This window comes from Conexibacter sp. CPCC 205762 (genome assembly GCF_030646155.1).
In the GTDB taxonomy this organism is placed as follows: domain Bacteria; phylum Actinomycetota; class Thermoleophilia; order Solirubrobacterales; family Solirubrobacteraceae; genus Conexibacter.
Map to the genome: position 1 here is coordinate 112,552 of NZ_JAUTDN010000006.1, position 26,227 is coordinate 138,778.

Genomic DNA, 26,227 nt, shown 5'->3' on the forward strand with positions numbered 1-26,227 from the left:
GTGAGCGCCCAGATCGCCACCTTCCGCTCCGCCGACCCGCGCAGCGGCGCGCCGCTGGAGCCAGCCTTCGCCGACGCGCAGCCGGCGGCGGTGGTCGCCGCCGCCGACCGCGCCGCGGCCGCCTTCGCCGCCGAGTGGGAGGCGCGCAGCTTCTCCGACGCCGCGCTGCTGTGCGCGATCGCCGACGGCATCGAGGCCTCGGCCGCGGCGCTGCGCGAGCGCGCGCAGGCCGAGACGGGCCTGCCGGCGGCGCGGCTGGAGGGCGAGCTGGCGCGCACGGTCGGTCAGCTGCGCGCCTTCGCCGCCGTCGCCGAGCGCGGCGACCTGCTCGACCCGATCGTCGACCGCGCCGATCCCGGCGCGACGCCGCCGAAGCCCGACCAGCGGCGCGCGAACGTGCCGATCGGACCGGTCGCGGTCTTCGCCGCCAGCAACTTCCCGTTCGCCTTCAGCGTCGCCGGCGGCGACACCGCCGCGGCGCTGGCGGCCGGCTGCCCGGTCGTGCTGAAGGCGCATCCGGCGCATCCGCGCACCTCCGAGCTGACCGCCGCGGTCGTCGCCGAGGCGGTCGCGTTCGCGGGCGCGCCGGCGGCGTGGTTCCAGCTGCTGCACGGCAGCGGGCCGGCGGTCGGGCAGGCGCTCGCGCGCGCCGACGCGATCGAGGCGGTCGCCTTCACCGGCTCGTTCGCCGGCGGCAGCGCGCTCGCGCGCGCCGCCGCCGAGCGGGCGCGCCCGATCCCGGTCTTCGCCGAGATGGGCTCGCTCAACCCGCTGCTGGTGACGCCCGCCGCCGCGGCCGCGCGCGGCGAGCAGATCGCCGACGGCCTCGCGGCCGCGGTCACCGGCTCGGCCGGGCAGCTGTGCACGAAGCCGGGCCTGATCGCGCTCGTCGACGACGCCGCCGGCCGCGCGCTCGCGGCGCGGTTGGCGCAGCGGCTGGGAGAGGTCGAGCCGGCGGCGATGCTGACGGCGCGGCTGCGCGACGGCTTCGCCACCGCGGCGGCGCTGGCGCTCGGCGACGAGCGCGTCGAGACCGTCGTCGCGGCCGCCGCCGACCGGCGCCCCGGCGCCTGGCAGGCGCCGCTGCTCGGCGCCGTTCGCGCACGCGCGCTGGAGGCCGGCGACGCGCTGCTGGAGGAGCTGTTCGGGCCGGCCGCGCTGATCGCCTGGTGCGAGGACGCCGCCGAGCTGGCGGCGCTGCCGGCGCGGCTGCCGGCGGCGCTGACCGGCAGCGTCCACGGCGAGCGCGGCGAGCCGCTGCTGGCGACGCTCGTGCGGAGGCTGGCGGCGCGCGTCGGCCGCGTCGTCGTCGACGGCTACCCGACCGGCGTCGCCGTCGGCTGGGCGACCGTCCACGGCGGCCCCTGGCCGGCGACGAGCGCGGCGGCGACGACGTCGGTCGGGATGACGGCGGCGCTGCGGTTCATGCGCCCGGTCGGCTACCAGGGGCTGGCGGACGAGCTGCTGCCGCCTGCCCTGCGCGACGCCAACCCGCTCGGGCTGGTGCGGCGGCTCGACGGCCGTCTGACCGACGCCGCCGTCGAACGGCGCTGAGCGCTCACACGAGCCAGACGCGCAACGCGACGACGAGCGCGATCAGCAGGATCAGCAGCAGCTGGCGGACGAACAGGCGCCGCTCGGCGCGGTCCTGCTCGCGCGCCTCGAGGTCGCCGCTGTCGATCAGGTCGGGGAGCGTCATGTCAGCTCCCCGACCGCACCGACCTTCTCCGTCTTGTCCCATCTCATCTCCGCACCGCGCGCCTCCTTGACGTAGGCGGCGGCGGTGATCGCGCACAGCAGCGGGCCGTAGCCGACGATGTAGATGCCGGGTGCGAGCAGGCCGCGCAGCCGTCTCGGCAGCACGCTGTCGAGCAGCTTCAGCAGCCACGCTGCCAGCATCGAGGCCGACAGCCAAACGTAGGCGAACAGCAGGATGCCGGTCGCGAGGCCGTCGGCGGGGTCGATCCCGGCGTCGCGCAGCCAGCCGGCGAAGGTGTCCTCGAACAGCGGCGGATAGAGCGCGTAGAGGATGATCAGCAACGCCACCAGGCCGGGGAAGAAGATCCCCTCGCGCCAGGTCCGGCGGGCGGTCGCGGGGTCGATCGAGAAGCTCGACAGCGTCACGAACAGGTACGTGACGACGTTCAGGAACCAGAGCGTGCGGAAGACCTCCAGCGAGGTCCCTCTGTCGAGGAACCACAGCCCCAGCAGCGCGCCCGAGGAGGTGAGCATGAAGACCGGCATCAGGAAGACCGAGAACCAGATCAGCGCGAAGCCGATCCCGCCGAGCGAGCCGGCGCTGCCGCGCCGCAGCCAGATGCGGCGGAAGCGGCGCGTCACCTGCACGTTGCCGCGCCCCCAGCGCAGCCGCTGCTTCCACAGCCCGGTGATCTCGCGCGGCTCTTCGGCCCAGACGATCGCGTTGGGCTCGAACACGACCCGCTTGCCGGCCAGCTGCACGCCGAGCGTCGTGACGGTGTCCTCGGCGAGCGTCGCGGTGTCGATCTGGCCGCCGACGGCGTCGAGGCTCTGGCGCCGCAGCAGCTGCGCGCCGCCGGCCAGGCAGGCCTGCGCGCCGAGCACGTTCTGCGCTCGCCGCGCCGCCGCCTGCGCGGTCACGTACTCGAACGAGACGAAGCGGTTCATCCAGTTGCCGGGGCGGCTGCCCTCCTTGATGTAGCCGGTGACGGCGCCGACCTGCTCGTCGGCGAGGTGGCGCGTCATCCGCCGCAGCGACGGCGGCGTGAAGATCACGTCGGCGTCGATCACCAGCACCGCCTCGTACCAGCCCTCGGCGCGGATGATCCGCAGCCCGTGGTTGATCGTGTGGGCCTTGCCCTCGCCGCCCTTCTCACGCCGCAGGTGGAAGACCGTGCCCGGGTGCAGCTCGGCCTTCGCCAGCACCTTCTGCGGCGTCTCGTCGGTCGAGGCGTCGTCGACGACGTAGACGCGCAGGCGGTCGCCCGGGTACTCCAGCGCCAGCAGCTGCTCGATCGTGCGCTCGATCACCGCCGCCTCGTTCCAGGCCGGGATCACGATCGCGACGCGCGGATAGAACGGCTCGCGCGGCGTCGTGCGCCGCAGGCCGTGGAAGCTGGCGAGGAGGAACTGATAGCAGCCGGCGATCAGCGGGATCGCGCCGACCAGCACGAGCGCGACGAGGATCGGCCGGAGGACGTCGTCGACCTGCAGGAGAACTCCCGGATCGCGGCGCGCGTCAGCGCGCCGCGGCCTCCGACAGCTCGCGCACGACCCGCAGGCAGTGGTCGTAGCGGCCGATCGTGTCGCGTCTGTGGCTGTCGGTGCTCATCAGCAGCGGCACGCCGCGCGCGACGAACGGCGCCAGCGTCGCCGCCGACGGCGTGCGGTAGCGCTCGTTGACCTCGATCCGGTTGCCGGTGTCGTAGGTCGTCTGCGCGAGCGACTCGATCAGCTGCAGCGGCACGTCCTCCTCGCGCACGCCGATCTTCGGCAGGATGCTGAAGATGTGCGCGATCACGATTCTGCCTGGATGCTGCGGCAGGCAGCTCTCGGTCGCCTGCAGCAGGCCGGCGACGACCTCCTCGGCGCGGTAGCGGCCCGACTCGATCCCCTCGCGCACCTCGTCGGGGTGGTGGACCCCGTCGGCCATCGGCACCTGGTGGTCGGCGGCGTAGATCCAGCTGACGCCGTCGAGCGGGCCGTCGGGCATGTCGAGCGTGCCGGCGGTGTCGAGCAGCTTCGCCTCGATCCCGCAGTGGAGCGTCAGCGGCGTCTCGGTCTCCAGCGCCGCGACCGCCGCCGTGTACTCCGGCAGCCAGGCGGTGTCGCGCCGCACGTGGTCGACGCAGCACAGCTCGACGAGGCCGAACGCCTCCGCCTCGGCGACGTTGGCCTCGATCGTGTCGGCGCCGTCGGAGAAGGTCGAGTGGACCTGCATGTCCTGCGTCGCGGCGGCGATCATGCTCCGCTCCCGACGCGCGCGGCGGCCTCGCGCAGCGCGACGATCTCGCCGAAGTCGAAGAAGTGCTCGGTGAACGTCCGCACCATCGCGATCTCCTCGAACGGCAGCGGCCCCTGCGGCGGCGGCGCGCCGAGCGCCTCCGCGACCGCCAGCGACGGCATGTCGATCCCGGCCGCGATCGTCAGCGGCATCGTGCCGGGGAAGCGCGGGTTGACCTCCAGCAGCGCAGGCTCGCCGCTGCTGGCCTCCTTCACCTGCACGTTGGCGACGGTCGTCAGGCCGATCAGCCTCGCGACGGCGGCGCCGAACGCCTCCAGCGCCGGGTCGTGGACGGTGCGGCCGGTGATCGCGATCCCGGAGTCGACCTTCAGCCGCTCGCGCGGGACGACCGCCAGCACCTCGCCGTCCTGGCCGCAGAGCACGTCGAGCGAGTACTCGGGGCCGGGCAGCAGCTCCTGGATCAGCAGCGTCGCGTCGCGCTCCAGCGCCGCCAGCTCCGCCTCCGTGGCCAGCAGCGCGATCCCGCGCGAGCCGCTGCCGCTGCGCGGCTTGACGATCACCGGCAGGTCCGGCTCGGACGGGTCGAAGGAGCCGTCGACGAGCCAGCAGCGCGGCGTTCGCACGTGTCTGCGGCAGCGCGCGTCGAGCGCCCACTTGTCGAGGCAGACGGCGAGCGTCTGCTCGTCGGCGAGCACGAGCGTGACGCCGGCGGCGGCGAACCGCTCGCGCTCGCGCGCCAGCGGCAGCAGCTCGCTGTCGACCGTCGGCACGAGCACGTCGACGGCCTCGCGCTCGCACAGCTCGAAGATCCGCTCGGCGAAGGCGGGGTCGTCGCCGCGCGGAAGGATGAAGCGCTGCCCCGGCGGGACGTGGTAGAGGCCGGCGGCGTACGGGTCGATGTCGCCGGCCAGCAGCGTCAGCCTGTCGCTGGCGATCGACTGCATGACGGCGATTCCGGAGGGGCCGCCGGCGCCGGTGACGAGCACGCGGCCGGGCAGGTCAACGGGCATCGGCTACCTCCTGAGGGAGCGTGGAGAGGGAGTCGTCGGCGCTCGTGTCGGCCTCGCGCACGACCTCCAGCGGCTCGACGTAACGGGCTTGGGTGAAGCGCGACCAGTAGCGGGCGGTCGAGCGCATCAGCTCCTCGTCGAGGTAGGCGCGGACGGCGGTCTGCGAGGCGAAGGCGCGGATCACCTCCAGCTTTCTGTCGACGTAGGGGTCGATCGCGACGAACTTCGTCGGCTTGAACTCGACCGTCGTCGAAGGCGCCTGGTAGCAGTAGACGCGCGGGATCCCGCGTGCGGCCACGAGCGTCGCGTGGTGGACGTTGCGGTGGTCCTGGTGGACGTCCTTCGACGTGTGCGTGTAGACCGTCGTCGGCAGCACCTGGTCGATCACGCGCTTGATCACGCTGATCGTCGTGCCGCCGTCGCTGACGCTCGTGTCGGACAGGTCGGTGTGGAACAGGCGCGCGCCCATCAACTCGGCCGCGAGCTGCGACTCGGCGGCGCGCTCGGCCGCCTCGCCGCCCTGCTCGCCGCCGGTCAGCGTCAGCACCGCGACCTCGTGGCCGGCGGCGCTGTGGCGCAGCAGGATCCCGCCGACGCCGATCTCGACGTCGTCGGGGTGGGCGCCGACCGCGAGCACCCGCTCGCGCCCCTTCGCGCGCCGGTCGCGTGTCAATGCCATCAGCTCACGCGCCTTCGCGACCAGCTTCGGCGGCTGCACCGGCTTGGTCAGGTAGTCGTCGGCCCCGGCGCGGATCGCCTCGACGGCGTGGTCGAAGCTGGCGTGGCCGGACAGCATCAGCACCGCCAGGTCGGGCTGCGCCGACTTCGCGTGGCGGACCATCTCGTGGCCGTTCATGCCCGGCAGGTCGATGTCGGACAGCAGCAGGTCCCACGGCCGCAGCGAGAGCTGCGCGACCGCCTGCTCGGCGCTCGGCGCCCAGACGATCTCGCCGAGCGGCGTCAGCAGCTCGATCACGACGGCCGCCAGCACGTCGTCGTCCTCGACGAAGAGGATCAGCCCGTCTTGTCCCTGCGTTCCCGCCATGCCTCCGGTCACCATTCCCTGCTTGACCGGAACCTAGCGCTCCGATCGCCGATTCGGGGAGTGGGATGCCGCTTCGCGTGGCATCATCGGCGCAAATGCACACGGAACCGCTCGATCAGCAGGTCATCGGCTCGCTCTCAGCCGAGCTGGGCGACCCGGCGACCTTCGCCCGCCTCGTCCGGCTCTACCTCGATCGGCTCAGCGACCGGCTCGAGAACGTCGTCAACGCCGAGGACGCGGCCGCGATGGCCGCCGCCGCCCACTCGCTGAAGTCCGCCAGCGGCACCTTCGGGGCCGCGATCGTCGCTGACATCGCCGGCCAGCTGGAGGCGATCGGCGAGCGCGGGGAGGAGGCGCCGGCGCCACTGATCGACGGCATGCTCGACGCTGCCGAGGACGCCCGCAGAGCGCTCACCCAGCTCGTCGCCGACGCCGAGGCGGAGGCCGACGTCGAGGCCGACAACGCGCCCGACGACGCCGGCTAGGCCGCGTCGGCGTCGGCGAGGTCGAGCAGCGTCGCGACCGTTCTCCAGTTGCGCGACGTCACTCTGGCTCTCAGCGGGCGCTCGGTCAGCACTCTCGCCAGCTTCGACTGCGACAGCCCCTCCGGCGTCTTCAGGTACAGCTCGCGGCCGACCAGCGCGTAGGCCTCCGGCGCGGGGTCGTCGGGGACGAGTCTCGCGACGGCCTCGGGGTCGACGGCGTCGGAGAGGAAGTTGACGTGGAAGAACCTGCCCTCGGCGACGGAGGCGCCGAGCGGGTTGGCCGCCACGATCGCCGCCAGCTCGTCGCGCGTGCGGACGGTGACGAGGCTGTCGAAGCCGAACTCGGCGACGATCGCCTGCTCCAGCGCGTCGGCGAGCGCGCGCGGCGCGCTGCCGCCGGGCGCGCTGAAGACGACGTTGCCGCTCTGCACGTAGGTCTTCACGTCGCTCCAGCCGAGCTGCTGCTCGCAGAGCGCGCGCAGCTGCGCCATCGGCACCTTCTTGGCGCCGCCGACGTTGATTCCTCTCAGCAGCGCGATCGCCCTCATACCGGCGGCCCGCTCGCGATCCGCGCGCGCATCTGCTCCAGCGGCGCGCGGTACCAGCCGATCTTCTCGACCCACCAGGTCAGGCCGGCCTGCTCGTAGGGCGCGATCAGATCGGGGTCGGGACCGTCGGAGACGCCTTCGAGCACGACGTCGAAGTGCGAGTCGTCACCGCGCTGCTCGCGCACGTAGGCGACGACCTCGGCCAGCGCGCTCGCCGGCACCGTCTCGTCGCGCAGCGCGTCGGCGAAGGTCGGGAAGACGCCGTCCCAGCGGGCCGCGCGTCTGAACGGGCGCGTCCCCGGCCAGCGGCCGGCGATCCAGATCGGCGGGCGCGGCCGCTGCACCGGGCGCGGCAGGAAGCCGGGCGTTCTCGCCTGCAGGTGGGCGCCCTTGAACTCGAACGGCTCGCCGCTCCAGAGGCCGTCGACGATCTCCAGGCCCTCGTCGAGCTTCTGCGCGCGCGTCTTCGCGTCGCCGTCCTCGCCGAACCAGGTGAACTCCTCGTCGGCCTGCGAGCCGAGGCCGGCGCCGACGACGAGGCGGCCGCTGGAGAGCACGTCGAGCGTCGCCAGCTCGCGCGCGAGCTTCGTCGGCCGCCGCCGCGCGACCGCGGAGACGAGCACGCCGAGACGGATCCGCTCCGTCTGGGCGGCGATCGCGGCGACGGTCATGTACGGATCCGCGACCGGCCAGCCCGGTTCGCGGTAGGCGACGTGGTCCCACACGAAGGCGCCGGCCCAGCCGGCCGCCTCCGCGTCGCGGGCGAGCTCGACGAGCAGCAGCGGATCGCCGTACTCGCCGATGTTGGGAAGGCCGACAGCGCAGGAGACGGGCATGCCTCCGACCCTATCGCCCGTGAGCCGGCACCCATCTGATCCGCGTGAAGTTACTGGTCTGGGGGACCAGCAACTTCACGGGGATCACTGCCGCCGCGGCTCGATCGCGCGTGAGCTGCGCAGCGGTCTGCCGTTGGGGCCGATCGCGCGGACGGCGACGAAGCGCGCCTGCGTGCGGACTCTCAGCGCCGTCTCGAAGCCGGTCCGCCGCAGCGGTCTGCCGATCGGTCTCAGCTCGCCGCGCTTGGGCCCGGCGAGCACGCGCCAGCGGCGCACCAGCGTCGCGCCGTTCCAGCTCGCCCAGACGGTCGTTCTGCGCTCGCCGCTGCGGTGCGCCGCGACGGCCGGTCTGGTGAGCGGGCGGCCGCGCCAGGGGAAGCGGAAGGCCTGGTAGCTGTCGGCGCCGGCCGGCAGCGCGAGGTCGAGCAGCAGCCTGCCGTCGCGGCTGAACTCCGAGACGCGCTCCTCCGGGCCGTACGACGCGAACACGTCGCCGTTGGGCAGCGTCTGCACGTTGCCCTCGGCGCCGGCCAGCAGCCTGTCGGGGTGCTTCCAGACGCGCACCAGTCTCACGCTTCCGCGGCGCGGGTGCAGCCGCAGCCGCAGCAGCCGTGACTGCGGCGCCTTCGGCGGCGTCGCCTCGTTGTCGAACAGCGTCAGCGTCCCGTCGGGCTGGAGGCGCGCGTCGTGCTGGAAGGCGAATCTGGTGCGGCGCGTCTGCTTGAAGTCGCTGACCTCGCCGCCGAGCCTCCAGACGACCCTGCCGCTCGCCTTGTCGAGCTTGTAGACCGCGTGCATGTTGCGGGCGCTGACGATCACCTGCCTGCCGTCGGGCGTCTCCTCGACCGAGTTGACGTGGAAGAAGTCGTGCGGCTTGCCCGCCTTCGGCGCCGTCACGCCCTCGCTGACGGCGAAGTGGTCGGCGGCGCGCCACTCCCACAGCAGTCTGCCGCTGGCGACGTCGACCTCCTGGATGCGCGAGTCGACGATCGTGCCGTCGGCCGGGCCGCCGACGCTGGTGAGGTCGGCCGGGCGCTCGACGTAGAGCGTCATCAGCGCGGTGCCGCGCGGGGTCAGCTGGAAGTCGTGGTGGTCGCCCAGCTCGCTCGCGACCGTCGTGACGCGTCTGATCACGCGGTAGTGGTTGTCCATCACCACGTAGGTGCCGTGGCCGTGGCCGAGATGGGTGTTGCCCTCCCACCACGTCAGCACCGGTCTGCCTCTGTAGCGCTGGACCTGGAAGGCGGTCGCGGTCTTGTCGCCGCCGACCGGGTGGAACCAGACCGGCCGCCCGCGGTCGTCGGCGATCATCGGCCCGTCCTGCCCGGGGCCGCGCTTGACGGCGAGGAAGATCGACCCGCGCGCGACCGCGGCGGCGGCCGGCGTCGCGACCGTCAGCGTGTCGGGGTCGAGCCGGGGGCGCGAGTGGAACTGCTTCGGCGCGACCGGGATCGGCTCCGGCTCCGGCGCGGGCGGCTCCTCCGACAGCTGCCACGCGACCGCGCCGCCGGCGACCAGCGCGAGCGCCAGCACGCCGAGGCCGGTGCGCGTGCGCCGCGGCGTGCGCGGAGGCGGCGGCGCGGGCGGCAGCGTCGGCGTCCCGGTCACGGTCATGCGACGAGCAGTCTGCCTGCTCTGCATAAGGCCACAGTGAGAGTGCTAAAGTCATCAAACGATGTCTTCGACTGATGACTTACAGCAGCGGCGGATGATCGGGGCGCTCGTCTTCGCCGGGCTGACCGTCTCGGTGATGTCGACGCTCGGCACGCCGCTGATCCCGACGATCGCGCAGGCGCAGCACGTCTCGCTGGAGACGGCGCAGTGGATGCTCACGGTGACGCTGCTCGTCGGCGCGATCGCGACGCCGGTGCTCGGCCGGCTCGGCGACGGTCCGCAACGGCGCACGGTGCTGATCTTCACGCTCGCGATGACGCTGCTGGGCTCGGTCGTCGCCGCCACCTCGACGCACTTCGTGCAGCTGCTGATCGGCCGCGCGCTGCAGGGCATCGGCTACGGCACCGTGCCGCTGGCGATCGCGCTCGTGCGCGAGCACGCGCACGGCGAGCGCCAGCGCTCCGGGATCGCGACGCTGTCGATCACCGTCGCCGTCGGCGCCGGCCTCGGCTTCCCCGTCACCGGGCTGATCGCGCAGGTGCTCGACTTCCACGCCGCCTTCTGGTTCGGCGCGCTGTTCGCGGCGGGCGCGACGCTCGCGGTGATCCTGCTGGTGCCGAAGGCCGGCGGCAGAGCGAGAGCGATAGCGCTCGACGTCCCCGGCGCGCTGCTGCTGGCCGGCGGCCTCGCCGCGCTGCTGCTGGCGATCTCGCAGGGCGAGACGCTCGGCTGGGGCTCGGTCACCGTCGTCGTCTGCTTCGCGCTCGCGTTCGCGCTGCTGGCGACCTGGACGCGCGTCGAGCTGCGCCGCGCCGACCCGCTCGTCGACCTGCGGCTCGTCTCTCAGCGCGCGATCGTCGGCGCCAACATCGCCGCGCTGCTGCTGGCGATGGGCATGTACATCGCGATGTCGCTCGTCAACCGCCTGATGCAGACGCCGGAGTCGACCGGCTACGGCTTCTCCGCCTCGCTCGTCACGACCGGCCTGATGCTGCTGCCGCTGTCGCTCGGCTCGCTCGTCTCGCAGCAGATCACCCGCCGCGTGATCGCCCGCTACGGGATCCGCGTCGTGCTGCCGGCCGGCGCGCTGATCGTCGCCGCCACGCTCGTGTGGCTGGCGCTGATGCACGGCCACCTGTTCGACGTCGCGATCGCGACCGCGCTGCTGGGGATCGGCATCGGCTGCTCGTTCGCCGCGATGCCGGCGCTGATCGTCGCCTCCGTCCCGGCCGAGCGGACCGGAAGCGCGACCAGCCTCAACCAGGTCCTGCGCAGCGTCGGCGGAGCGCTCGGCAGCGCCGTCGGCGTCGCCGTCCTGTCGGCCCACCATCCCGCCGGGCTGGCGTTCCCCGAGGAGTCGGGCTACACCGTCGCGTTCCTCGCCGGCGCCGTCGTCTGCGTCGCGACCGCCGCGCTTGCGATCCTGCTCGCGCCGCCGCGGAAGGTGGCGGACGAGGTCGAGGCGGAGGTCGGCGATGCGAGTGAGCAGCTGCTGATGGAGGAGGTCGCGGTCGGCGCCGGCATCGGGCCGAGCGTCTTCGATGGCGAGGAATCCCGCGGCCAGGGGCCTCGGATTCCTTTCGAGAACTCGCCTGGCGGCTCGCTCTCGGCGTCCCGCAGGGAAGCGGCCGAGGCTGCGCGATGAGCGCCGCGGCCGAGCGCAGACCGGCGCGCAAGCGCGACGCGGAGGCGACCCGCCGCGCGCTGCTGGACGCCGCCGGGGCGCTCTTCGACGAACGCGGCTACGAGCGCGCGACGATCCGCGAGATCGGTGAGCGAGCCGGCGTCGACGCCGCCCTGATCGCGCGCTACTTCGGCTCCAAGGAGGCGCTCTACCTCGCCGTCCTGACCGACGAGGAGCGGATCGCGCGGCGCCAGCCGGCGGTCGCCGACATGCGCGTGATCGCCGAGCGGATGCTGTCGCGCTGGGACAGGGGCGACGCCTCGCCGGTGCGGCGCGCGCTCGCCGACCCGGCGCCGCCGGAGCAGGAGCGGGTCGCGCTGCTGCGCAGCATCATGCGCGCGGTCGTGCTCGACCCGGGCGCCGCGGCGGCCGGCGGCGGCGAGCTGGGGGAGCTGCGCGCCGAGCTGATGCTGGCGTTGCTGATCGGCGTCTCGGTGACGCGCTCCAACGGCGCGCTGCCGGCGATCGCCACAGCACCGCGCGAGCGGCTGCTGGAGGAGCTGGGCCCGCTGCTCGACGCGCTCGCGCGCGGGGGCGGCGCGGACGTGGCGGCGGACGCCTCCTAGCGCGCGGGCCGCGGTCGCAGTCCGTCGAGCACGATCTCGACCGACCGTCTCCAGTCGAGCACGCCCGCCTGCACGATGCTCGCGAGCGCGGCGTAGAGCGGCGGCATGTCGCTCGCCTTCAGGTCGGCGCGCACGACGCCGGCCGCCTTCGCTCTCTCGACCCACGCGGCCGTCAGCCCGAGCAGGCCCTCGACCTGCTCGACCGACGGGCCGAGCGGGCCGCCGGACAGGTGCTGCGCCGGCGCGGCGCCCGCGAGCGTGCCGACGATCTCGGCGTAGCCGCGGTCGCGCAGCTGCATCTCGGCGCACCACTGGAAGGAGCGCTCGAGCGCCCGCCACGGGTCCGGGTCGGTGAGCATCTCGCGCGCGACCCAGTCGCTGATCGCGTCGAAGCGCTGCTCGACGATCGCGACCGCGAGCGACTGCTTCGTCGGGAAGTTGCGGTAGACGGTCCCCACGCCGACACCGGCGCGGCGTGCGATCTCGTCCATCTGGGCATCACGCCCGTATTCGGAGAAGACCTCGCGCGCGGCGTCGAGGATCTTCGCGCGGTTCCGCGCGGCGTCCGCGCGCAACGGCTTCTGTGGCTGCGCGCCGGAATCCGGCTCGGGTCTGGACGTCGAGGTTGACAAGCGGAACCGCGCCTCCGTATCGTTCAAGCGGAACCGGAACTCCGTTTCCGGTCAGGCCTATCTTACCCCTTGGAGAGAAGGACGCGCATGAGCTCCGCCGCACCGCAGTCTGGGCCCGATCCGCTTCGCTGGAAAGCGCTCGTCGTGCTCGCGATCGCCCAGTTCATGGTCGTGCTCGACGCCTCGATCGTGAACGTCGCGCTGCCGTCGATCCAGAGAGATCTCGACTTCTCCGACGCGAGCCTGCAGTGGGTCGTCAACGCCTACACGCTGATGTTCGGCGGCTTCCTGCTGCTCGGCGGCCGCGCCGCGGATCTGTTCGGCCGCCGGCGCGTCTTCATCGCCGGCCTCGGGCTGTTCTCGGTCGCCTCGCTGGTGGGCGGCTTCGCGACCTCGTCGGAGTGGCTGATCATCGCCCGCGGCGTGCAGGGCCTCGGCGCCGCGATCGTCTCGCCGGCCGCGCTGTCGATCGTCACGACGACCTTCACCGAGGGCGCCGAGCGCAACAAGGCGCTCGGCATCTGGGGCGCGCTCGCCGGTGCCGGCGGCGCCGTCGGCGTGCTGCTCGGCGGCATGCTGACCGAGTGGGCCGGCTGGGAGTGGGTGCTGTTCGTCAACGTCCCGATCGGCCTGCTCGCCGCCGTGCTGGCGCCGCGCTTCGTGCGCGAGAGCCGCGGCCACGAGGAGACGAGCATGGACATAGCGGGCGCGGCGCTCGTGACGAGCGGCCTCGTCGTGCTCGTCTACGCGCTCGTCGACGCCGAGAAGGCCGGCTGGACCTCGTTCCAGACGCTCGGCCTGATCGGGCTGTCGATCGTGCTGCTGATCGCGTTCGTGATCGTCGAGCAGCGGCTCGTCAAGCACCCGGTGATGCCGCTGAGAATCTTCCGCAACCGCAACGTCGCCAGCGCCGACGCGGTCGCGCTGCTGGTCGGCGCGTCGCTCTTCTCGATGTTCTTCTTCATCTCGCTCTACCTGCAGCAGGTGCTCGGCTACTCGGCGCTGAAGGCGGGCCTGTCGTACCTGCCGCTGGCGCTGACGATCATCGTCTCGGCCGGCGCCGCCTCGCAGCTGGTGACGAGAGTGGGGCCGAAGCCGATCCTCGTGCTCGGCCTGTCGCTGACGGCGATCGGCCTGCTGCTGTTCACGCAGGTGTCGGCCGGCGGCTCGTTCCTCGGCGACGTGCTCATACCGTCGCTGGTCGTCGCGGCCGGGCTCGGCTTCTCCTTTGTGCCACTGACGATCACCGCCGTCGCCGGCGTCAGCCACCAGGAGGCCGGCCTCGCCTCCGGCCTGATCAACACCTCCCAGCAGGTCGGCGGCGCGCTCGGCCTGGCGATCCTCTCCTCGATCTCCAACTCGCGCTTCAGCGATGTCCTCGGCGCCGGTCCCCCGACCGCGGGCGCAGTCAGAAACGCGCTGACAGAGGGCTTCCAGCTCGCCTTCGCCGTCGGCGCCGGCTTCGCCCTCGTCGGCGTCCTGCTCGCCCTCCTCGTCGTCCCCCGCGTGCGCAGCGAGGACATGCCGCAGGAGGTCGCGGTCGGCGCGTGAGGGCGATCCAACACAGCTGGTGTTGAGACGGGCGGAGCGAGGCTCTAGCCTCGTCAGGGTGCTCCCCGGGCCGGCCCGGAGCCGACTCCGGCCCGAGGAGCGTGGTGGGAACCGCCAAAAACACGGCAGCGAATGCGCTCCATGTCCGGCGTTGGCGCTACTTGCTGTGCATCCGGTCTATGACCAGGATTGCCAGCAGTAGCGCCACCGCCAACACGGCAGCAATTGCTTCCATGTTCACTCCTCTCTTGTCGTGGAACCGCCGTTCGGCTCCGTACCGGCGGCTCAGGAGAGGAGGTCGTTTCCCACGCCGACGATCCTTTCGAAAAAGGTGCTACGTGTCTGTCGCGGGCTGTAACAATTGTCGCGCGGGTGTGTGAATCTTCTCGCGCGATAGGCTCGGCGGATGGCCAAGCAGCCGCCTCTTCGTGCCGGGGACGCAGATCGCGAGCAGGTGATCGCGCTGCTGCGACAGGCGTCGGTCGACGGGCGGCTGACGGTCGAGGAGCTGGCCGACCGCGCGGAGGAGGCGCAGGAGGCGAGAACGTACGACGAGCTGAGAGCGATCGTCGCCGACCTGGTGCCGGGCGGGCGGCTGCCGACGGCGGCGGCGCCGGCCGCGGGCGTCGCGGCGGAGGCGGTCGAGCGGCACCGGGCGGTGCTCTCCAGCCTCGACCGGCGCGGGCGCTGGGTGCTGGCGCCGCGCAGCCGCTTCGTCGCGACGCTCGGCTCCGTCTCGCTCGACCTGCGGCAGGCGGTGCTGCCCGGCCCGGAGGTCGAGATCGTGCTGAAGGCGGTGCTCGGCTCGGCCGAGCTGCTCGTGCCCGAGGGGACCGACGTGCGCGTCAGCGGCGGCAACGTGCTCGGCTCCTGCGAGCTGCACCTCGGCGCCGAGGCGCCGCCGCCGGGCGCGCCGATCGTGCGCGTGATCGTCCAGGGCGCGCTCGGCTCGGTCGAGGTCCGCAGCGAGCCGCGCCTGACCGACCGCATCAAGGCCGAGGCGAAGAAGCTCGCCGAGCGCTGGATCAGCTCGCCGGCGGCGCCGCGTCCGCCGAAGCCGCCGCGCCCGCCGGGCTGAGCCGCGTCGCCTGAGGCACGCCCGCCGCGCTGGGCCGCGTCGCGCGTGGCGGCAGCGCCCGCGCCGGCTACTCCCGCGTCGGCGCGCCGCCGATCAGGTCGAGGAACTGGTTGCGGCGGACGGCGAAGGGGCGGTCGGGGGCGAAGCGGCGGCGCGAGCGGGCCAGCTTTTCGCCGCGGTAGCGCCAGCGCGCCCACGGCGAGTCGGGCGTGCCCAGCCGGCAGGCGCAGTAGAGCGCGACGAACGGGATGTGCAGCGAGACGATCCCGAGCAGGAACCGCCCCTTCATGAAGCACAGGCCCGACAGCAGCACCAGCAGCATCACCGCGCCGATCGAGGCGAACGTGCCGCCGGTCCCGCCGAGGCCGACCGGGCGCACGCCCATCGCCACGATCGTCGCGAAGACGGCCGCGAGCACGACCGCGTCGAGCGAGCTGCGGCCCTCCTTCGCCCAGTAGACGTCCTCGAGGTGGAGCCAGAGCGCGAACTCGTCGAGCGTCAGCCCCGCGCCGATCCCGAAGCCGATCGCGGTGATCTGCATCCACGGGTGCTTGAACTCGGTCGCGTAGCCGACGAAGCCCGAGATCAGCAGCAGCGAGATCCCCCACACGAGGTGGTGGATGTGGACGCCGCTGCCGGTTCTGACGCTCCCCGGCCACCACGTCACGCGCGCGCTGCGCGTCAGGCGCGCGCTCGTGCGGATGAAGCCGAACGAGAGCAGGAACGAGACCAGCACCAGCAGCGCCGGCCCGCGCGGCGAGTCGGGCGAGATGTCGAGGTCGAAGTAGAGCGAGCCGTAGATCGGGTCCATCCTGCGCGGAAGGGTAGGGCCTCGGGCGCGCGCGCCGTGCGATCGCCCGCCCAGCACGCGGCTGGCGGGCGGGGTGCGCGCGAAGCTGGCGCGTCAGTCGCGCGCGGAGGCGAAGTCGGTGACGGCGTAGACGTGGCAGCCGACGTGATCGCGCACGGCGGCGTCCGCATCGCCGGGGTTGCCGCAGTGGATCACGTACGGCTCGCGCCGCCCGAGGTCGAGGATCGCGAGCACCGTCAGCCCGTGGATCGGGTCGGCTCTGCCGACCTCGGTGATGCAGTCGCGCCCGCTGCGCCGCGCCCACAGGCGGAAGATCCTGCGCTGGCGCGGCTCGATCCCTGAGTCGGCCGCGGCGCGGCGGCGGATCTCGGCGTAGGCGGCCTCGGCGTCTGCGTCGCTGGCGTCAGCGCCCGGGACGAAGAAGTCGACCGCCTGCTCGGTGGCGGTCATGCCGCGCCCCGGCGGCGCGGCTGGGGCGCGGGCTGCTGCTGCGGACGGGACAGCTCGGCGCGCTCCTGCGCACTGCGATCGCGTTGCATTCCGCGGTCGCGCGCGCGCCTTGCGGCGATCATCCGCCGGATCAGGTCTGTGGCTCTGGCCATGGGCCTCTCCCACCTCTGTTAGCTGTCGCGCGGGAGGACGAGGAGGCCAAGCGTGCGTTGATCGCATTCCAGTCTACTGGCTCTTCTGCGCCTCGATCCGGCGTTGGCGATCCAGCTCGGCGTCGAGCTCGACGCCGAACAGCAGCGCGAGGTTCGCGATCCACAGCCAGATGAGGAAGATGATCACGCCGCCGAGCGCCCCGTAGGTCGCGTTGTAGGAGCCGAAGTTGGCGGTGTAGAAGGCGAAGCCGACCGAGGCGACGATCAGGATCAGCAGCCCGACGGCCGCGCCGGGCGTGATCCAGCGCAGCTTCGGCTGCTTGACGTTCGGCCCGACCCATGTCAGCAGCGCGATCATCACGACCGCGATCAGCAGCATCACCGGCCATTTGGCGATGTTCCAGACGGTCACCGCGCTGTCGCCGAGGCCGATCACGTCGCCGAGCGAGCGCGCGACCGAGCCGCTCGCGACGAAGCCGATCGCCAGCACCGCTATCAGCACCACCATCACCGCGGTGATCGCGAGCTGCAGCGGGCGCAGCTTCCAGAACGGGCGCGTCTCCTCGACGTCGTAGACGCCGTTGGCGGCGCGCATGAACGCGCCGATGTAGCCGGAGGCCGACCACAGCGCGGTGACGAGGCCGACGCCGAGCAGCGCGCCCGCGCCGCCCTTGTCTCTGACGACGCCGGTCAGCGAGGTCTCGACGGTGTCGGCGGTCGAGCCCGGCGCGATCTCGCGCACGATGCTGAGCATCGAGTTGACGGTGCGCGGATACTCGCCGAAGAGGCCGATCAGCGCGACCATCACGATCAGCAGCGGGAACAGCGACAGGACCGAGTAGTAGGTCAGCGCTGCCGCCCAGTCCTGCAGGCCGTCCTGCTTGAAGCCTCTGCCGGCGCGCTTGAAGGTCGCGACCCAGCCGCGCGGCTCGATATCCGTGGGGGAGTCGGGCTCTGACGATTCCGCGCGCGAGGTTCGGGCGGGCGGGGGCGGCTCGGCGGACGCGGCCGGCGGGGTCTCGGCCGGCGCTGCGCCTGCTGCGTTGTGCGGGGAAGGCGGCGGGGCATCGGCGGCGGGCGGCGCGGGCGGCGGCGCGGCGTCGTCGGCGGGCGCGCCGCCGCCGGGGTTGCGCAGGCGGCCGATCAGGCCGCCTTGGCGGCGTCGGGAGCGGGCGGCCATCGGTTCAACGCCGTGCGATCCGCAGCGCGACGAGGCCGGCCGCGACGACGCCGGCCGCCACCAGCGGCAGCGGGTTGCTCTTCGCCTTCGTCTTCAGCTGCTCGACGCGGTCGTGCGCCTGCGCCTTCACGTCGGCCTTGATCGCGAGCGCGGCGACGGTGTCGCCGAGGTCGCTGCGGGTCGCCTCGATCTGGCGCCGCAGCGCGACCGGGTCGCCCTCCGCCAGCACGACGACGTCGGCGGCGGCGTGGCCGTTGCTCAGTGCTGACGTGCCGTTCGCGCGCGGGTCTTCGCCCATTGCACGTCCTCCTTCACGGTCTCGACGGTCTGTTCCGGCACTGGCGGGGTCGCCTGCTGGACCTGCTTCTTGCCGGCGAGCGCGGCGATGCCGGCGAGCGCGAACAGCACGATCGCGACGATCAGCGCCGCCAGCCAGGTCGCGACGGCGAGGCTGAGCGCGACGATCGCGGCCGTCACGAGCGCGCCGACGCCGTACAGCCCGAAGACCGCGGCGCCGCCGAACATGCCGGCGCTTCTGCCGGCGTGCTTGCCCTTCTCGGCCAGCTCGGCCTTCGCGAGCGCGACCTCTTCCCGCACGAGCAGCGACGCCTGGTCCGACAGCCGCCGCAGCAGCTGCGCCACCGGCAGCTCCGCGAGCTGCTCGTCGTGCGTCGGGTCGTGCGGCCCTGCTGCTCCGTTGCTGCGGATGCTGCTCATCTGGGCGCAACCTCCTGCCGTTTGTCGACAGTGGAAGCGATACCCGCTCGGGCGCAGGGCACACGCGCGGGTGAGCGCGCGTGCGCCCGCTGGTCCGTTCAGGGAGTGACGGAGAAGAGCTTGTCCGGCAGCGGTCTGACGCGCTTGTCGGCGGCGTAGCCGAGCGGGTCGGTGCCGAAGATCTGCTCGATCGTGCGCAGCAGCGTGAAGGCGTTGGACGGGGTCGTGTCGACTCTGCCCGACGGCGTGAAGGGCGAGATCAGCAGCGCGCCGACGCGCTTGCCGCCGCCGGCTGCGAGCGCGTCGCCGACGTTGGGGTAGGTCGCCGGGCCGGGGCCGAGCTTCGGCGCGGGCGCGGCGGCCGGGGCCTCGCCGGCGGCGGCGCGGGCGACCGGCGGGGCGGTCGGCGTCGTCGCGGCGCCGGGTGCGAAGCCGGGCGTCGTCGTGGTCGGCGTCGTCTGCGTCGGCGTGGTCTGCGTCGGCGTCGTGGTCGTCGGGTCCGTCGGCGTGGTCTCCGTCGGGGTCGTCGTGCCCGGATCGGCCGGCGTCGTCGGCGTCGTCTCCGTCGGCGGCGTCACGGGCGGATCGACCGGGGTCGTCGGCGCGGGGGCCGGGGCCGGCGTCGTCTGCGTCGGAGCGGGGGCCGGCGCCGGAGCGGCGTCGGCCGGCGGCTGGTCGCTCGTGATCACGATCAGGCCGGTGTTGAAGGCCGGCGCGTTCTGGATCAGCGGGACGACTCTTTCGAGGAAGGCGTCGGCCTCGGCCGAGCCCTGCTGCGCGTCGCTCGCGATCCACGACAGCGCGGCCGTCGTGTCCTCGCTTCTGAGGTCTCTCTGCAGCTGCGTCAGCGGCACGTTGCGCTCGTCGCAGTCGTCGGACTCGAAGGTGCCGTGGAACCACAGGAAGGGGTTGCGGCGGGTCGTGCCCGCGTCCGGTCTGCAGGCGGCCGCGGCGCGGGCGCGCGGGCCGGCGGCGGCGCGGTCTCCGGCGGCGGAGGCGGCGGTGCGCGCGCGGGCGCTGCCGGCGGCCGGCTCGGTGTACGCCTTCCAGGTTCTCTCCAGCGCGCGCAGCTGGTCGCCGACGTGGCCGGTCTCGAAGCCGTAGACGCAGCCGTCGCCGCCGGTCTGGCCGCCGTCGAGCGCGTCGGCGGGGGCGACGTCGCCGTAGGTCGTGCAGTCGGCGAGCGTCTGTCTCGTCGGGCCCTGGCCGCTGACGAGCGCGATCCGGTTCGCGAGCGAGCCGCCGGCGACCGTCGTGTAGTCGCTCAGCAGCGTGCCGCTCTTCGCGAGCGTGCCGGCGACGTAGGGGGCGGCCGTCTCGTCCTGCGCGAGCGCCGCGACGTCGGTCGAGCCGAGCACGATCATGAAGACGTGCTTGACCGGCGAGCCGTCGTCGGCCGGCATGTCGCCGGGGTTGGTCGTGGGGGCCTCGTCGCCGTTGTCGGCGGGCGTGTCGGCGGCCGGCGTCTCCTCGACGGGCGTGTCGTCGTAGACGCTGTCGTCGACCGGCGTGTCGTCGATCGGCGCGTCGGCGACGGGCGGCGCGGCGGCCGGCGGCGCCTGCGCGATCTGCTGCGCGACCTGGGCCGGCAGCACGACGGTGAACGGCGGCTGCGAGCTGCCGGCGAGCGCCGAGACCGACGTGCCGGAGACGACGAACAGGCCGACGAGCGCGGCCAGCGCGGCCGGCACCGCGGCGCGGCGGCGGCGGGCGGCGACGAGCGGGGTGACGGCCGCGGGCGCGGCCGCCGCGGCGCTTGCGGAGCCGCCCGGAGCGGCCTGCGCGCCGGAGGCCGCCAGCAGCGCGGCAGCCTCGGCGACACGTCGCTCCGCGAACAGCAGCGCGAGCGCGTCGGTGCGCGCGCTCGCCTGGCGAGCGCCGCAGACGACGCACCAGTGCTGGCCGGCCGCGAGCGGCGCAGCGCACTCGTGGCAGGCCTCGCCGCCTGCTGCCGGTCGCGGCGGGAGCGTCATCGCGCGGTCGGGTCCTGGCGCTCGAACGGGATCGTGTGGTCTTCCGCGTGCGGCGCCTCGAGGTCGCCGCGGCCGACGCTGCCGGCGCCGGGCGGCTGCGTGTCCTCGGCGCGCGGCTCGCGCAGGCCGCTCGGCATCTCGTCCTCGTCGCCGGCGTGGATCAGCGAGCCGTTCGGCGCGACCTCGTCGGCGAGCGGCAGGTGCACGTGGTTGGACGGGTGCGGAGCGGCGGCGGGGGAGGCGGGCGGCGGCGTCATCGGGCCGCCGACCGGCTGCACGCCGACGAGCTGGAAGGCGCACTGCGAGCAGAACAGGGCGCCGCGCGCGTAGAGCGTGCCGCACTGCGGGCAGGCGCCGGCCGCGCCGGTCGTGTCGAGTCGCAGCAGGTGCTCGATCTCACCCAGTCTCGCGTCGATCTCCTGCAGCTTGCCGGCCTGGCGCATCAGCACGTCGAGCCGGAAGTGGTCGCGGATCGCCATCTCGTAGGCGAGCCCGCCGAGGTCCCACTGCAGCTCCGCCAGCTCGCGCGCGAGCGCGTCGCGCTGCTCCTGCAGCGCCGACGGCGCGACCGCCTGGCCGCCGCCGGGCGGCAGCGGGCTGGGGGGCGGGGGCGGGGGATCGCCGGCGATCAACCGGCGCAGGTTCAGCCTTCTGCTCTGCTCGCTCATCCTATGGAGGTCCCTTCGCTGCCCCCGCCGGAGGGCTCGTTGTCTCTCGGCGGTGGGGCGCCGGGGGTGGCCGTCTCGATCGGCTCTCTTCTGAGTCTGTTGATGTCCCCGCCGGCGTTGGAGCCGGTCGACTTGGGGATGTCTCTCGTCGACTGCTCGACTCTCGCCGCGTCGGCCGCGGCGTCTCTTCTTCTCGCGCCGGCGTCGGTCGTGCCGCCGCCGTTCGTCGCGCCGCTGTCGCCGCCGGTCGCGGCGGCGTCGTCGCTCGTCGACGGGGTCGTCGCAGCGCCCGCGGCGGGCAGGCCGCCGCCCTGGATGTTGACGACCGGCGCCTTCTGCGCGGCCGGCTGCTCGTCGCCGCCCTGGCCGATCAGGAAGCCGACGCCGAGCGCGACGAGCACGACGGCGGCGGCGCCCATCGGGCCGCCGATCTTGTCCAGCCGCGACTGCGCCGGGGCCGCCGCGGGCGCGGCGGAGGCGGTCGCGAGCGGCTGCGTCGGCGCGCCCGCGCCGTTCGTCGCGCCGGCGGGGACGCCCTGCGGCGGGGTGCCGCCGGCGGCCTCGACCCGCTCCATCTCGGCGATGAAGTCGAGGCGCGGCGCCGTGATGCGCGTGCCGCAGCTGAGGCAGTAGCGCTGGTCTGTCTGGAGGGAGGCGCCGCAGGTCCGGCACGTCGTGGACTGGCTCATCACTTTTTCTCGAGAGTCGAAGGTTGCGCCTCGAAGAGTAGCTCGGCGCCTCTGGGATTGCCGATAAAGTAGATGTGAATGGTCGCCTTACCGTTTGCTCTCAAATTCGGCACGATCGCGCGACCGGCCGCGACGACTCTTCCGCCCTTGCGCGCGATGCACGCGACGATCAGGTCTCTCTGCGCGACGCCGGAGTGGTTGACGACTCTGCCGACGGCCGTCACGCCGCTCGCCGGGTCGCCCTCGAGGACCGGGTTCTCGACGCTGATCTCGATCGGCTGCGACGGCCCTTCGCCTCTCGACTGACCGGGGGTCACCGCGACTCTGACCGGTCTGTCGCCGTCCAGCGTCAGCTGGTCGTTGACCCACACGACCTCTCTGCCGGGCGGCAGCAGCGCGACGTGGGTGAGGCCGTGCTCAAGGCCCGGCAGGTCGTTGCGAGCGGTCGCTCTTCCGCTTCTGTCTCTGGCGACCATCTGCAGCGGCACGTCGACGAGCGCTCTCGGGCCGTTGTTCTTCAGCACCGCGGCGACGGCCGAGCCGTTGACGTCCGATATGACCGCCGTCGAGACGACGCTCACCGCTCTGTTGGCTCTCGCGACCGCGAGCCCTTCCTGTCTGAAGGCGGAGTCGCCCGACTTGGCCACCCGCGCCGCCTGCTCGCGCGTCGTCTCGCAGCCGCTCGCGCCCAGTCCGAGCACGGCGGTCGATGCGAGCACGAGCGCCATCCGCGACGGAATCCGAGCCGCCAGGCGAGGATTTCGCCTCACCCGAAGGCCCCGCCGACGTAGTCGCGCGTGCGCTGCGCCTGCGGCGCGTTGAAGAGCTGCTCGCCGGGCGCGTACTCGACCAGCTCGCCGAGGTACATGAAGGCGACCTTGTCGGCGACGCGCTGCGCCTGCTGCAGGTTGTGGGTGACGATCACGACCGCGATCTGCTCGCGCAGCTCGAGGATCAGCTCCTCGATCTTCGCCGTCGAGATCGGGTCGAGCGCCGAGCAGGGCTCGTCCATCAGCAGCACCTCGGGCTGGGCCGCGAGCGAGCGCGCGATGCAGAGGCGCTGCTGCTGGCCGCCGGAGAGGCGCAGGGCCGGGTGGTCGAGGTTCTCCTTCACCTCGTGCCAGAGACCGGCGCGCGTCAGCGCTCTCTCGACCGGCTCCATCAGCTCCTTCTTGCGCGGGCGCTTGCTGCCGCCCTCGCGCAGGCCGTACGCGACGTTGTCGAAGACCGACATCGGGAACGGGTTCGGCTGCTGGAAGACCATCGAGACGCGCTTGCGCAGCGTTGTCACCTCGAGCGCGTCGATGTCCTGCCCGTCGAGCAGGATGCGCCCGCCGCGGGAGGCGGTCGCGGTCAGCTCGGTGAGGCGGTTGAGCGAGCGCAGCAGCGTCGTCTTGCCGCAGCCGGAGGGGCCGATCATCGCCAGCACCTCGCCCTGCGCGATCGGCAGGTCGACTCTGTTGACGGCGACCTTCGGGCCGTAGGCGATCGTGACGGCGTCGCAGCGCATCCGCTCCAGCACCGGCGCCTCTGACGGCGGCGGGCCGGGCGTGTGGACGCCGCCGGCGGGACCGGCGTGTCCGTTGCCGTTGCCGTCGAGCGGCACCGGCGGGACGTGCACGACCGTCGGCGGTGCGTCGAGCGAGATCTTGCGAATCGGGGGAGGTGGCATCAGCGGATCCACGCGGTGTCCTTTCCACGCCCGCGTGCGATGCGGGTTGCCAGGGCGTTGAGTGCGACGACGATCAGCAGCAGCACGAAGGCGGCCGCGTACGCCTTCTCCGGCGCGTTGCCCTCGCCGGTCGGCGAGTTGCCGTAGATGTAGCTCGTCAGCGTCGAGCCGGTGCCCTGCAGCAGGCCGACGACCGGGGCGGCGCCGTCGCGCGGCTGGATCGTCAGCGTATTGCCGAGCAGCAGGATGACGATCGCGGTGTCGCCGATGATGCGGCCCATGCCGAGCGCGGTCCCGGTCGCGATGCCGGGGCGGACCGCCGGCAGCAGCACCGCGCGGATCGTCGACGCCTTCGTCTTGCCGAGCGCCAGCGACGCCTCGCGCACGTGGTTGGGGACCTGCAGCAGCGCCTCGCGCGTCGCGCCGACGACCAGCGGCAGCGCGATCAGCGACATCACCGTGCCGGCGATCATGAACGAGCGGCCGAAGGCGGCGTCCTCGGCGTGGAACGACATCCACGAGAGGAAGCTCTCGGAGAAGAACGAGAGGCCGAACAGCGCCAGCACGACGCTGGGCGAGCCGGCGATGATGTCGACGGCCGACTCGACCGCGCGCGCCAGCGGCGCGGGGCGGCCGTACTCGACCAGCCAGAGCGCGACGCTGACGCCGATCGGGACGGCGATCGCGATCCCGATCGTGGTCAGCATCAGCGTGCCCTGGATCGGGTCGAGGAAGCCGCCGGTCTGGCTCTGGTCGACGTCGGAGCTGGGGTGGGTCCACAGCATCGCGGGTCTCAGCTGCGTGATCCCCTTGAAGCACATGTACAGCAGCACGCTGCCGGCGACGAGCGTCAGCGTGATGCCGGCGCCCCAGCAGAGCGCGAGGCCGATGCGGTCGCGCAGCGGCCACGAGCTGGCGCTGTCGCGCGCCTTCGTCCGTCTCGGGCCGGGCAGCGGCGCGCGCGGGTCGCGCGGGGGTGTCGCAAGTGCGGACATCAGCGGGCGGCGTACTTGCGCAGCGGCTGGCGGACGGCCCAGCCGGCGAACGAGAGGATCGCGGAGGAGACGAGCAGGACCGCGGCGATCGCGTACAGCGTCTGCCCGAGCGGGACGGCGGAGAAGCCCTCCTGCTGGCCGACGATCGTCGCCGCCAGCGGCATGATCGGCTCGAGGAAGAAGTTGAGCCCGTCGAGCGGGTTCGGCGCCCAGATGAAGGAGCCCGAGACCATCGCGAGCATGATCGCCTCGCCGAGCGCGCGGGCGGTCGCGAGCACGACGGCGGCGGCGATCGCGGGGCGGGCGGTGCGGACGGAGACCTTCCACATCGTGCGCCAGCGGTTGACGCCGAGCGCGGCCGAGCCCTCGACCCACGAGCGCGGGACGGCGCGCAGCGCGTCGCTGATGATCGCGATCATGATCGGCACGATCATCACCATCAGGATGATCGAGGCCAGCAGCAGGCCGCCGCCGGAGACCGGGACGATCGCGTTGACGTCGAGCTTGAAGCTGGCGGAGACGAGGTGGCGGTCGATCCACGGCGCCAGCACGAGGATGCCGATCAGGCCGTAGACGACCGACGGCACGGCAGCGAGAAAGCGGACGACCGGGGTCATGATGCGCTTGAGCCCGGGAGGCGCGAACTCGACCATGAAGAGCGAGCAGAGCAGCGCGAAGGGGAGGCCTATGAGGACGGCGAGCCCGGTGCTCAGCAGCGTTCCGTACAGCAGCGGCCAGGCGCGCAGGTGGTAGACGTACTCGTCCGGGTTCGCGGGCGACTCGTAGATCGCGGCCAGCTGCTGGCCGGTGTTGCCGCCGCTGCCGAACCAGGCGAGGCCGTTGTGGCTGAACGAGGGCCACGCCTCCTTGAAGACGAAGGCGAGCATCCCGGCGATCAGCAGCAGGAGTGTCGCCGCGAGCGCGCCGAGCCACAGCTCGGCGCGCTCCGGAGGGCGGCGCGGCGCGCCGCGCCTCCGTGACGACAAGGCGCTCACCGAACGGGGATCCAGTGCTGGTTGATGACCGCCTTGGCGGCGGAGCTTGTCTGGACCCACTTGATGAACGCCTTCGAGGCGCCGGTGGGCTTGCCGCGGGTGACGAGCGAGAAGGGACGGACGCCCTTGTACTGGCCCGACTTGGCGTTGCGCAGGGTGCAGCCGACGCCCTGGTAGTTGACCGTGCGCAGGTCGGAGTCGACGAAGTCGAGCGAGACGAAGCCGATCGCGCCCTTCGACGCCTCGACGGTCTGCTTGACGAGGCCGTTGGACGACTTGACCTGGGCCGAGGCGGCGATCGACAGCTGGCCGCCGAGGAAGATCTCTCTGAAGGCGTCCGCGGTACCCGACGTGGCGGTACGCGAGACGAGCTCGATCGAGCCGGTCGCTCTCGCGCCCGGGACCTGGCTCCAGGAGCGCGTGCGGCCGGTGAAGATCGACTCGACCTGCGCTTGCGAGAGCGTGCCGATCGGGTTCGACGCGTTCGTGATGATGCAGACGGCGTCGTACGCGATCTTGTTGAAGACGATGCCGCCCGGATCCGACGGCTGCTGGGCGCGCGAGGCGTTGCCGATCGTGACGCGGCCGCGCGAGACGTCGGTGATGCCGGTGTCGGAGCCGCCCTGCTGGACGACGAAGCCGACCTTGCCCTTTCCGGGGCCGCTCGTGACGTAGCTTCTCGCGAGCGAGGTGATCAGCGGATAGACCGACGTCGAACCACTCATGGTGATCGTCGTCTTCGCCTGCGCGACAGGCGCGGCGACCGCAGTGGCCGCGATGGCGGCAAGGGCGATTGTGGTTGCGCGTTGACGCACAGGACCTCCATGAGACGGTTTCGTGGTGACGGATGCGCGCGGGCTGCGACGCACCGCAGTCGGGCACGCCAGGCGATGGTGGCGCATCGATTACGAGGTCCCGTTACCGACTCGTGAA

28 protein-coding genes are annotated in these 26,227 nt (G+C 73.0%); 6 read left to right on the plus strand and 22 right to left on the minus strand.

Annotated features, from left to right (window positions below):
- On the plus strand, positions 1-1,554 hold the full coding sequence (locus Q7L73_RS08270) for an aldehyde dehydrogenase family protein (protein WP_304688402.1): 1,554 nt from the start codon (positions 1-3) through the stop codon (positions 1,552-1,554).
- A 4-nt stretch (positions 1,555-1,558) separates the two neighbouring features.
- Here Q7L73_RS08270 and Q7L73_RS08275 read toward each other — a convergent pair whose 3' ends face one another.
- From Q7L73_RS08275 to Q7L73_RS08295, 5 genes are all read right to left on the minus strand, one after another.
- Positions 1,559-1,699 carry a hypothetical protein gene (locus Q7L73_RS08275; protein ID WP_304688404.1) on the minus strand — a complete coding sequence of 47 codons (141 nt, stop codon included), beginning with the start codon at positions 1,697-1,699 and terminating at the stop codon, positions 1,559-1,561.
- The gene (locus Q7L73_RS08280; protein WP_304688406.1) at positions 1,696-3,150 is read right to left on the minus strand and encodes a glycosyltransferase family 2 protein; all 1,455 of its coding nucleotides are present in this window, start codon (positions 3,148-3,150) and stop codon (positions 1,696-1,698) included. The genes Q7L73_RS08275 and Q7L73_RS08280 overlap by 4 nt, the downstream gene beginning before the upstream one ends.
- 67 nt (positions 3,151-3,217) lie before the next feature.
- On the minus strand, positions 3,218-3,943 hold the full coding sequence (locus tag Q7L73_RS08285) for a PHP domain-containing protein (protein WP_304688408.1): 726 nt from the start codon (positions 3,941-3,943) through the stop codon (positions 3,218-3,220).
- Entirely contained in the window at positions 3,940-4,953 is a 1,014-nt protein-coding gene (locus tag Q7L73_RS08290; RefSeq protein ID WP_304688410.1) for an ATP-grasp domain-containing protein, read from the minus strand. Before Q7L73_RS08290 ends, Q7L73_RS08285 begins: the two co-directional genes overlap by 4 nt.
- The gene (locus Q7L73_RS08295; RefSeq protein ID WP_304688412.1) at positions 4,943-5,998 is read right to left on the minus strand and encodes a PIG-L family deacetylase; all 1,056 of its coding nucleotides are present in this window, start codon (positions 5,996-5,998) and stop codon (positions 4,943-4,945) included. The genes Q7L73_RS08290 and Q7L73_RS08295 overlap by 11 nt, the downstream gene beginning before the upstream one ends.
- Before the next feature lie 95 nt (positions 5,999-6,093).
- On the opposite strand from Q7L73_RS08295, the gene Q7L73_RS08300 reads away from it, so the two are divergent.
- Positions 6,094-6,483, plus strand: coding sequence for an Hpt domain-containing protein (locus Q7L73_RS08300; protein ID WP_304688414.1), 390 nt, complete (start codon positions 6,094-6,096; stop codon positions 6,481-6,483).
- On the opposite strand, the gene Q7L73_RS08305 is transcribed toward Q7L73_RS08300, so the two are convergent.
- The 3 genes from Q7L73_RS08305 to Q7L73_RS08315 all read right to left on the minus strand — a co-directional run bounded on the left by Q7L73_RS08305 (position 6,480) and on the right by Q7L73_RS08315 (position 9,481).
- Entirely contained in the window at positions 6,480-7,031 is a 552-nt protein-coding gene (locus Q7L73_RS08305; RefSeq protein WP_304688416.1) for a DUF1697 domain-containing protein, read from the minus strand. The genes Q7L73_RS08300 and Q7L73_RS08305 overlap by 4 nt on opposite strands.
- Positions 7,028-7,867, minus strand: a complete 840-nt coding sequence (locus Q7L73_RS08310) for an LLM class flavin-dependent oxidoreductase (RefSeq protein ID WP_304688418.1) — start codon at positions 7,865-7,867, stop codon at positions 7,028-7,030. Before Q7L73_RS08310 ends, Q7L73_RS08305 begins: the two co-directional genes overlap by 4 nt.
- 84 nt (positions 7,868-7,951) lie before the next feature.
- Entirely contained in the window at positions 7,952-9,481 is a 1,530-nt protein-coding gene (locus Q7L73_RS08315; protein ID WP_304688420.1) for an arylsulfotransferase family protein, read from the minus strand.
- A gap of 61 nt (positions 9,482-9,542) precedes the next feature.
- On the opposite strand from Q7L73_RS08315, the gene Q7L73_RS08320 reads away from it, so the two are divergent.
- Both Q7L73_RS08320 and Q7L73_RS08325 read left to right on the plus strand, forming a co-directional pair.
- Positions 9,543-11,126, plus strand: a complete 1,584-nt coding sequence (locus Q7L73_RS08320) for an MFS transporter (RefSeq protein WP_304688423.1) — start codon at positions 9,543-9,545, stop codon at positions 11,124-11,126.
- Positions 11,123-11,731 carry a TetR family transcriptional regulator gene (locus Q7L73_RS08325; protein WP_304688425.1) on the plus strand — a complete coding sequence of 203 codons (609 nt, stop codon included), beginning with the start codon at positions 11,123-11,125 and terminating at the stop codon, positions 11,729-11,731. The genes Q7L73_RS08320 and Q7L73_RS08325 overlap by 4 nt, the downstream gene beginning before the upstream one ends.
- Here the strand turns inward: Q7L73_RS08325 and Q7L73_RS08330 are convergent.
- Positions 11,728-12,390, minus strand: a complete 663-nt coding sequence (locus tag Q7L73_RS08330; protein ID WP_370552366.1) for a TetR/AcrR family transcriptional regulator — start codon at positions 12,388-12,390, stop codon at positions 11,728-11,730. The genes Q7L73_RS08325 and Q7L73_RS08330 overlap by 4 nt on opposite strands.
- Before the next feature lie 60 nt (positions 12,391-12,450).
- Between Q7L73_RS08330 and Q7L73_RS08335 the strand changes: the two genes are divergently transcribed.
- Positions 12,451-13,914 carry an MFS transporter gene (locus Q7L73_RS08335; protein WP_304688429.1) on the plus strand — a complete coding sequence of 488 codons (1,464 nt, stop codon included), beginning with the start codon at positions 12,451-12,453 and terminating at the stop codon, positions 13,912-13,914.
- 406 nt (positions 13,915-14,320) lie between these two features.
- A complete protein-coding gene (locus tag Q7L73_RS08340) occupies positions 14,321-14,992 on the plus strand; it encodes a DUF1707 domain-containing protein (RefSeq protein WP_304688430.1) in 672 nt (223 codons plus the stop codon).
- Between the two features lie 67 nt (positions 14,993-15,059).
- On the opposite strand, the gene Q7L73_RS08345 is transcribed toward Q7L73_RS08340, so the two are convergent.
- The 13 genes from Q7L73_RS08345 to Q7L73_RS08405 form a co-directional block, all read right to left on the minus strand.
- A complete protein-coding gene (locus Q7L73_RS08345) occupies positions 15,060-15,803 on the minus strand; it encodes a hypothetical protein (RefSeq protein WP_304688431.1) in 744 nt (247 codons plus the stop codon).
- 93 nt (positions 15,804-15,896) lie between these two features.
- Positions 15,897-16,253 carry a hypothetical protein gene (locus Q7L73_RS08350; protein ID WP_304688432.1) on the minus strand — a complete coding sequence of 119 codons (357 nt, stop codon included), beginning with the start codon at positions 16,251-16,253 and terminating at the stop codon, positions 15,897-15,899.
- A gap of 225 nt (positions 16,254-16,478) precedes the next feature.
- The gene (locus Q7L73_RS08355; RefSeq protein ID WP_304688433.1) at positions 16,479-17,585 is read right to left on the minus strand and encodes a YihY/virulence factor BrkB family protein; all 1,107 of its coding nucleotides are present in this window, start codon (positions 17,583-17,585) and stop codon (positions 16,479-16,481) included.
- A gap of 4 nt (positions 17,586-17,589) precedes the next feature.
- On the minus strand, positions 17,590-17,883 hold the full coding sequence (locus Q7L73_RS08360) for a DUF3618 domain-containing protein (RefSeq protein WP_304688434.1): 294 nt from the start codon (positions 17,881-17,883) through the stop codon (positions 17,590-17,592).
- A complete protein-coding gene (locus Q7L73_RS08365; RefSeq protein ID WP_304688435.1) occupies positions 17,844-18,302 on the minus strand; it encodes a phage holin family protein in 459 nt (152 codons plus the stop codon). Before Q7L73_RS08365 ends, Q7L73_RS08360 begins: the two co-directional genes overlap by 40 nt.
- 98 nt (positions 18,303-18,400) lie before the next feature.
- The gene (locus Q7L73_RS08370) at positions 18,401-20,275 is read right to left on the minus strand and encodes a hypothetical protein (protein ID WP_304688436.1); all 1,875 of its coding nucleotides are present in this window, start codon (positions 20,273-20,275) and stop codon (positions 18,401-18,403) included.
- A complete protein-coding gene (locus tag Q7L73_RS08375; RefSeq protein WP_304688437.1) occupies positions 20,272-20,943 on the minus strand; it encodes a hypothetical protein in 672 nt (223 codons plus the stop codon). The genes Q7L73_RS08370 and Q7L73_RS08375 overlap by 4 nt, the downstream gene beginning before the upstream one ends.
- Positions 20,940-21,632, minus strand: coding sequence for a hypothetical protein (locus tag Q7L73_RS08380; RefSeq protein ID WP_304688438.1), 693 nt, complete (start codon positions 21,630-21,632; stop codon positions 20,940-20,942). The genes Q7L73_RS08375 and Q7L73_RS08380 overlap by 4 nt, the downstream gene beginning before the upstream one ends.
- Positions 21,632-22,360 carry a hypothetical protein gene (locus Q7L73_RS08385; RefSeq protein ID WP_304688439.1) on the minus strand — a complete coding sequence of 243 codons (729 nt, stop codon included), beginning with the start codon at positions 22,358-22,360 and terminating at the stop codon, positions 21,632-21,634. The genes Q7L73_RS08380 and Q7L73_RS08385 overlap by 1 nt, the downstream gene beginning before the upstream one ends.
- A 38-nt stretch (positions 22,361-22,398) precedes the next feature.
- The gene (locus Q7L73_RS08390; RefSeq protein WP_370552370.1) at positions 22,399-23,142 is read right to left on the minus strand and encodes a phosphate ABC transporter ATP-binding protein; all 744 of its coding nucleotides are present in this window, start codon (positions 23,140-23,142) and stop codon (positions 22,399-22,401) included.
- Between the two features lie 161 nt (positions 23,143-23,303).
- On the minus strand, positions 23,304-24,299 hold the full coding sequence (locus Q7L73_RS08395; protein ID WP_304688441.1) for a PstA family ABC transporter permease: 996 nt from the start codon (positions 24,297-24,299) through the stop codon (positions 23,304-23,306).
- Positions 24,299-25,294 (minus strand): phosphate ABC transporter permease subunit PstC, encoded by a 996-nt coding sequence (gene pstC / locus Q7L73_RS08400; protein WP_304688442.1) that lies wholly within the window; start codon positions 25,292-25,294, stop codon positions 24,299-24,301. The genes Q7L73_RS08395 and pstC overlap by 1 nt, the downstream gene beginning before the upstream one ends.
- A complete protein-coding gene (locus Q7L73_RS08405) occupies positions 25,291-26,163 on the minus strand; it encodes a phosphate ABC transporter substrate-binding protein (RefSeq protein ID WP_310720728.1) in 873 nt (290 codons plus the stop codon). Before Q7L73_RS08405 ends, pstC begins: the two co-directional genes overlap by 4 nt.
- Between the last annotated feature and the right edge of the window lie 64 nt (positions 26,164-26,227).